Origin of the sequence: Neorhizobium vignae, assembly GCF_000732195.1 — a bacterium.
Lineage (GTDB): Bacteria > Pseudomonadota > Alphaproteobacteria > Rhizobiales > Rhizobiaceae > Neorhizobium > Neorhizobium vignae.
Map to the genome: position 1 here is coordinate 239,684 of NZ_JNNU01000011.1, position 6,246 is coordinate 245,929.

General features: G+C 62.5%; 5 protein-coding genes. 4 read left to right on the forward strand and 1 reads right to left on the reverse strand.

The window, feature by feature from the left end; all coding sequences use genetic code 11:
* Positions 1 to 92: 92 nt before the first annotated feature.
* Positions 93 to 2,390, reverse strand: a complete 2,298-nt coding sequence (locus tag GQ59_RS20090) for a Tex family protein (RefSeq protein WP_037084367.1) — start codon at positions 2,388 to 2,390, stop codon at positions 93 to 95.
* A 227-nt stretch (positions 2,391 to 2,617) separates the two neighbouring features.
* Between GQ59_RS20090 and GQ59_RS20095 the strand changes: the two genes are divergently transcribed.
* The 4 genes from GQ59_RS20095 to GQ59_RS20110 form a co-directional block, all read left to right on the forward strand.
* Complete coding sequence (locus GQ59_RS20095) at positions 2,618 to 2,827, forward strand: hypothetical protein (RefSeq protein ID WP_037084369.1); 210 nt, start codon at positions 2,618 to 2,620, stop codon at positions 2,825 to 2,827.
* A gap of 146 nt (positions 2,828 to 2,973) precedes the next feature.
* Positions 2,974 to 4,245 (forward strand): phosphoribosylamine--glycine ligase, encoded by a 1,272-nt coding sequence (gene purD / locus GQ59_RS20100; protein WP_037084371.1) that lies wholly within the window; start codon positions 2,974 to 2,976, stop codon positions 4,243 to 4,245.
* 100 nt (positions 4,246 to 4,345) lie between these two features.
* Positions 4,346 to 4,864 (forward strand): plant virulence effector HPE1-like domain-containing protein, encoded by a 519-nt coding sequence (locus tag GQ59_RS30680; RefSeq protein WP_051904084.1) that lies wholly within the window; start codon positions 4,346 to 4,348, stop codon positions 4,862 to 4,864.
* Between the two features lie 281 nt (positions 4,865 to 5,145).
* Positions 5,146 to 6,246, forward strand: a 1,101-nt coding sequence (locus GQ59_RS20110) for a cache domain-containing protein (protein WP_037084373.1), incomplete at its 3' end; no start/stop codon positions are given.

Genomic DNA, 6,246 nt, shown 5'->3' on the forward strand with positions numbered 1-6,246 from the left:
CAGCCATGAAAATGACATAAAAAATCAGGCCGTCAAACCCCTGTCTGACGGCCCGCACGCTGTGATTGAGATTTTCCGGAAGCCCGCGAAAATTACTTGCGTTTTAAAGCTTCTGCGAGTGCCGCACCAAAAGCGCCCTGAGATGAAGGTTTTTCAGTTTTCATCAATTTCGGGTTAACCGGCCGGACGTCGCGATCTCCGCGCGGAGCGGGTGCCGCCTCGCCGCCGTCCTTGCGCATGGTCAGCGCTATCCTCTTGCGCTTCACATCGACCTCGACGACGCGGACTTTGACCACGTCGCCGGCTTTCACCACCTCGTGCGGGTCCTTGATGAAGCGGTCGGCGAGCTGCGAGACATGGACCAGCCCGTCCTGGTGCACGCCGATATCGACGAAAGCGCCGAAGGCGGCGACGTTGGTGACCGTGCCTTCGAGCATCATGCCCGGTTTCAGGTCGGTGATCTCGTACACGCCTTCGGCGAAGGTGGCGGTCTTGAAGCTCGGGCGCGGGTCGCGGCCGGGCTTTTCCAGCTCGGCGATGATGTCCTTGACAGTCGGCAGGCCGAAGGTCTCGTCAATGAACCGCTTCGGGTCGAGCGCCTTGAGCGCCGCGCTGTCGCCCATCAGCGAGCGCAGGTCGCGGCCGCAGGCGGCGACGATCTTCTTGGCGACACCGTAGGCTTCCGGATGGACGGCGGAGGCATCGAGCGGCTCCTTGCCGTTCGGGATGCGCAGGAAGCCGGCGGCCTGCTCGAAGGTGCGGTTGCCGAGGCGGGCGACCTTCAGGAGGTCCCTGCGGCTCGAAAAAGCGCCGTTCTGGTCGCGGTGGGCGACGATCGCCTCGGCAATCGAGCGGCTGAGGCCGGAGACGCGGGCGAGCAGCGGCGCGGACGCCATGTTCAAATCGACCCCGACCGCATTCACCGCGTCTTCGACCACCGCATCCAGCGACCGGGATAGTTTTCCTTGGTCGACATCGTGCTGATATTGGCCGACGCCGATCGATTTCGGTTCGATCTTGACGAGTTCCGCCAACGGATCCTGCAGGCGGCGGGCGATGGAGACGGCGCCGCGCAGCGACACGTCAAGGCCGGGGAATTCGAGAGCGGCGGTTTCCGACGCGGAATAGACGGAAGCGCCGGCTTCCGAGACGATAACCTTGGTCGGCTTCTGGCCGGGAAGGTTCAACAGCATGTCGGCGACCAGCTTTTCCGTCTCGCGGCTGCCGGTGCCGTTGCCGATGGCGATCAGCTCGACATTGTGTTTGCGGATCAGCGAGGCGAGCTCGGCCTGGGTGCCGCGGATGTCGTTCTTCGGCGGGAACGGGTAGACTGTGGTGGTTTCCAGCAGCTTGCCGGTGGCATCGACGATCGCCACCTTGACGCCGGTGCGGATGCCCGGATCGAGGCCCATCGTGGGGCGGGAACCGGCAGGTGCGGCGAGCAGAAGGTCCTTGAGGTTGCGGGCGAAGACGTGGATCGCCTCCTCCTCGGCACGCTCGCGCAGTTCGCGCATCAGGTCGAGCGACAGCGAGACCGAGAGCTTGACGCGCCAGGTCCAGCCGGCGGCTTCCATCAGCCAGCGGTCGGCAGCACCCCGGTCGCGAATGTCGAAGGCAAGGGCGATGATGCGCTGGGCGGGCTTGATCGGCGACGGATCGTCCTGGTCGACTTCGATCGTCAGCGTCAGGAATTCCTCGTTCCAGCCACGCAGCATGGCAAGCGCGCGATGGCCGGGGGCTGTCGACCAGCGTTCGGAATGATCGAAATAGTCCGAGAACTTGGCACCGGCCTCCTGCTTGCCGTCGACAACCTTGGCCTTCAGCGTCGCACCATTGCGCATATGCTGACGCAGCTTGCCGAGCAGGTCTGCATTTTCGGATAACGTCTCGGCGACGATATCGCGGGCGCCTTCGAGCGCCGTCTTCACGTCGGCGACTTCATCCTTGATATAGGCTTCGGCCAGTTTCGCCGGATCGGCGCTGCGGTCCGCCCAGATCGCGTCGGCCAAGGGTCCAAGGCCGCGCTCGCGGGCGATCTCGGCGCGGGTGCGGCGCTTCGGCTTGTAGGGGAGATAAAGGTCTTCGAGCTCGGCCTTGGTCGTCGCCTTGCCGATCTTTGCAGCAAGCTCGTCGGTCATCTTGCCCTGCGAATTGATCGAATCGACGATCGTCGAACGGCGCGCTTCGAGTTCGCGCAGATAGACCAGGCGTTCCGACAGGTTGCGCAGCTGCGTGTCGTCCAGCCCGCCTGTCACTTCCTTGCGGTAGCGCGCGATGAACGGCACGGTGGCGCCCTCGTCGATCAGCCCGATCGCGGCGGCGGCCTGTTCGGGACGGGCATTGATTTCCGCGGCAATAGCAGCGGCAAGGAAACGGAGATCGGCGGCCATGGGCGTCCTCGTTCAAATGGGAGGCGCGACCATAGTCGAAGTTTGTGGCAAGGCAACGTGGCGAGTGCCGGTTCCACAATTTGATTGGAGCCAGCCGTGCCGGAACGAAACAGGCGGTGACCGATCGCTAACCAAGGCCCTGTGGAAAAGAATTAACCCACTCTCACCTCCTGCGACAGGCAACTAAAACCCATCCCGCCGCATGATGTGGCCGAATGGAGAGACGAATGCCCAAAAACGCCGCCAGGATTCTGGCATTTGATACGGCGGTCGCCAATGAAGAGCTCGAGGCTGCCATTTCCTATCTCGAACAGAAGCTGAACGATGCGTCCCTTCGGAACGAACCGGTGCCTTTCCTCGCCTATCGGAACAGGGTGATCTTCCAGGCGACCCTGGATATCCGACGTGGCGCCAAGAATCGGCGTGGTGAATTCTGACCTTTGTCGAACGCAACGGCCTCCCGTCAAAACGCCATGACGGCCACAAGATGGGAGGCCACCTAAGCCTTGGCTCTTGACCTTTGCCTCCCCTCCCCTTAACCGCCGCGCAAGGCCAAGGTTTTCAGCGCAGACGAGGGCAGGACATGAAGGTTCTCTTGATCGGTTCGGGTGGACGCGAGCACGCGCTCGCCTGGAAACTCGCCCAGTCTCCGAAACTCGGCAAACTCTACGCCGCCCCCGGCAATCCCGGCATCGCCGATCATGCCGAACTCGTATCGCTCGACATCGACGATCATGCCGCCGTCGCGGCCTTCAGCATCGACAACGCAATCGATCTCGTCGTCGTGGGGCCGGAGGCGCCGCTCGTGGCCGGGCTTGCGGACCATCTCCGCGCCAAGGGCATCGCGACCTTCGGTCCTTCCGCAGCCGCCGCCCAGCTCGAAGGCTCGAAGGGTTTCACCAAGGACCTCTGCGCCCGCTACGATATCCCGACCGGCGCCTATCGCCGCTTCACCGACGCGGCCGAGGCCAAGGCCTATGTGCGCGAACAGGGCGCGCCGATCGTCGTGAAGGCAGACGGGCTTGCCGCCGGCAAGGGCGTCACCGTCGCCATGGTGCTCGACGAGGCGCTTGCGGCGATCGACGACTGTTTCGACGGCGCCTTCGGATCGGCCGGCGCGGAAGTGGTGGTCGAAGCCTATCTGGACGGGGAGGAGGCGAGCTTCTTCTGCCTGTCCGACGGCAGGACGGCGCTGGCGCTGGCGACGGCCCAGGACCACAAGCGGGTCGGCGACGGCGATACCGGCCCCAATACCGGCGGCATGGGCGCATATTCGCCCGCTCCCGTCATGACGCCGGACATGGTCGCGCGCACGATGAAGGAGATCATCGAGCCGACGATCCGCGGCATGGCCGAAAGCGGGCATCCCTTTACCGGCGTGTTCTTCGCCGGCCTGATGATCACCGCCAAGGGTCCGGAACTGATCGAATACAATGTCCGCTTCGGCGACCCCGAATGCCAGGTGCTGATGATGCGGCTGAAGAGTGACCTGCTCGACCTGCTCCATGCGGCCGCGACCGAGACGCTCGACCAGGTTTCCGCGGAGTGGAGCGACGACGTGGCGCTGACCGTGGTCATGGCCTCCAAGGGTTATCCCGGCGTCTATGACAAGGGCACCCCGATCGCCCACCTGCCGGAGGATACTGCCGGCGGGAAGATCTTCCACGCCGGGACGGCCCTCAAGGGTGGCGCTCTCGTCGCAACCGGCGGCCGGGTGCTGAACGTTACGGCCACCGCCGAGACCGTCGCGGAGGCGCAAGCCCGCGCCTACGAGCTCGTGGACCAGGTCCAATGGGAAAATGGCTTCTGCCGCCGCGATATCGGCTGGCAGGCGGTGGCGCGCGAGAAGAACTGAGTCCCGATACCGCCAGTTCATTCAAAATTTACCGATTATCCAGACGGGATCGAAACGAAGCCGCGGTAATCATCGGGGACCTCAAGAAGGATTCCCGGTCATGCGTCTCGTTCTGGCTACAGCTCTGGTGTTTGCAAGCAGTTCCGCTTTCGCGTCGTCGATCACGGTGATCAACGGCACGCATCAGCCAGGCGTCAGCATCGTCGCCAAGACCTGCGCAGGCTGCCCGATCGCCGCGGCACCGAAATCGGACGAGGCGGCCTACAAGGTTCCCGATCTGCCGGCAGGCACCCAGAAGACGGAAATCATCGAGATCAACGGTGAGAAGAAGCTGGCGCGCACCGAAGCCTGGCTCGGCGGCTCCCCGGTGATCCATGTCAGCAAGCTGCCCAAATGGATGGCCGAGGACAAGGCCATTGCCGAGGTTCACCCGACGACCAACGGCTCGACCCAGACGCAGATCGCGGCCGCCGAAGCACCGTCTGACGGCATCGATACCGATGCCATGACCAGCGCTGTGAAAACAATCGGCGAGGCGTCGGTCGGAATTGCCGAAGCTTCGCTTGCGCCGAGGGCGCTGGACCTCGACCTGTTCGTGCTGCGCACCAACCGGTTCTAAGTTTAGAAGATCATTATATTTACATAGCAGAAAGTGCTTCTGGAGCGCCTGTTCACGGCATGCGCGTAAATTGCGCATTATCAAATCCAACCTGCCCAAATTATTTGCGTTTAGGGCTGTCAAGGCCTCGATAATTAAATTTTTATTCAAATGTTCGAGATCACTCTCGCGTCCTAGTGCGATGTAAGCACGTGACCCCGGCGCAGGATGCGCTTCCCCAAAACTTCGCCCCCGCTCCGGCTCCTCCGGGAGAATTCGGCTGCCTGAAAGTGAGTCGAAACATGAAGAATCTCAAGATTTCCCACCAGTTATTGGCCATGGTGGCAGTGCTCATGGTGGCCTTTGCCTCCGTCACCTACTATCAGATCCGCACGTCGATCTCCTCCATCTATGCCGAGCGCTACGAGATGCTGCGCACCCAGGTGGAATCCGGCATTTCCATCCTGCAATCCTATTACGATCGGGAAAAATCGGGTGAGCTGAAGCGCGAGGATGCGCAGAAACTGGCTTACGCAACCGTGGCTGGGATCAAGTACGAGCCGGCCGGCTACATCTTCGGCCTGAACTACGACACTGTGACGCAGTTCCACTATAATTCCAAACTGATCGGCGTGAACCAGAAGGGTCAGCCCGACAAGATGGGCAACCTGTTCCGCGAAGAGATGGTCGCCAAGGGCCGTGCCGGCGGCGGCGTCACCACCTATTACTGGGAAAAGCCCGGCATGCCGGCCGACAAGGTTTTCGAGAAGGCAGCCTATTCCCGCGCCTTCGAACCTTGGCAGATCATTGTAGGCACGGGCGTCTACACCGACGACCTCGACGCCAAGATCAACAAGACGATCCTGGAAGTGGTCGGCATCGGCTTCATCGCCTTCCTGTTTGCACTCGGCGTCGCCCTCATCGTCATACGCAATATCACCAAGCCGCTTGCCGCCGTGCACACTGCCCTGCAGGCCGTCGCCGACGAAAACGTCACCGCGACGATCCCGCATACGGAAATGTCGAACGAAGTGGGCATGATGGCGAAGGCCACACAGGCGCTGCAGGAAAAGATCCGCGAACGCCATGCCATGGCCGCGCGCGAGGAAAAACAGAAGACGGAGCTCGACCGCGAGCGTCAGCAAAACCTGGACCTGCAGCAGCAGGAAGCCGCCCTGCAGACCCGCGTGGTCTCCACCATCGGCGAAGCGCTCGAAGCGCTGGCCCAGGGAGACCTCACCGTCCGCTGCAGCGATCTCGGAGCGCGTTACGAAACGCTGCGTCACAACTTCAACGAGGCGCTCGCCCATCTCGAAGCGGCAATGAGCAAGGTCAATTCCAAGGGCATCGACATCGGCGGCTCGAAGGAAGAAATCCGCCGCGCCTCGAGCGAGTTGTCGCAG

Coding starts and splice junctions, on each gene's coding strand:
- GQ59_RS20095 (WP_037084369.1), top strand. CDS start 2,618: ATGCCCAAAAACGCCGCCAGGATTCTGGCATTTGATACGGCGGTCGCC.
- GQ59_RS30680 (WP_051904084.1), top strand. CDS start 4,346: ATGCGTCTCGTTCTGGCTACAGCTCTGGTGTTTGCAAGCAGTTCCGCT.
- GQ59_RS20090 (WP_037084367.1), bottom strand. CDS start 2,390: ATGGCCGCCGATCTCCGTTTCCTTGCCGCTGCTATTGCCGCGGAAATC.
- purD (WP_037084371.1), top strand. CDS start 2,974: ATGAAGGTTCTCTTGATCGGTTCGGGTGGACGCGAGCACGCGCTCGCC.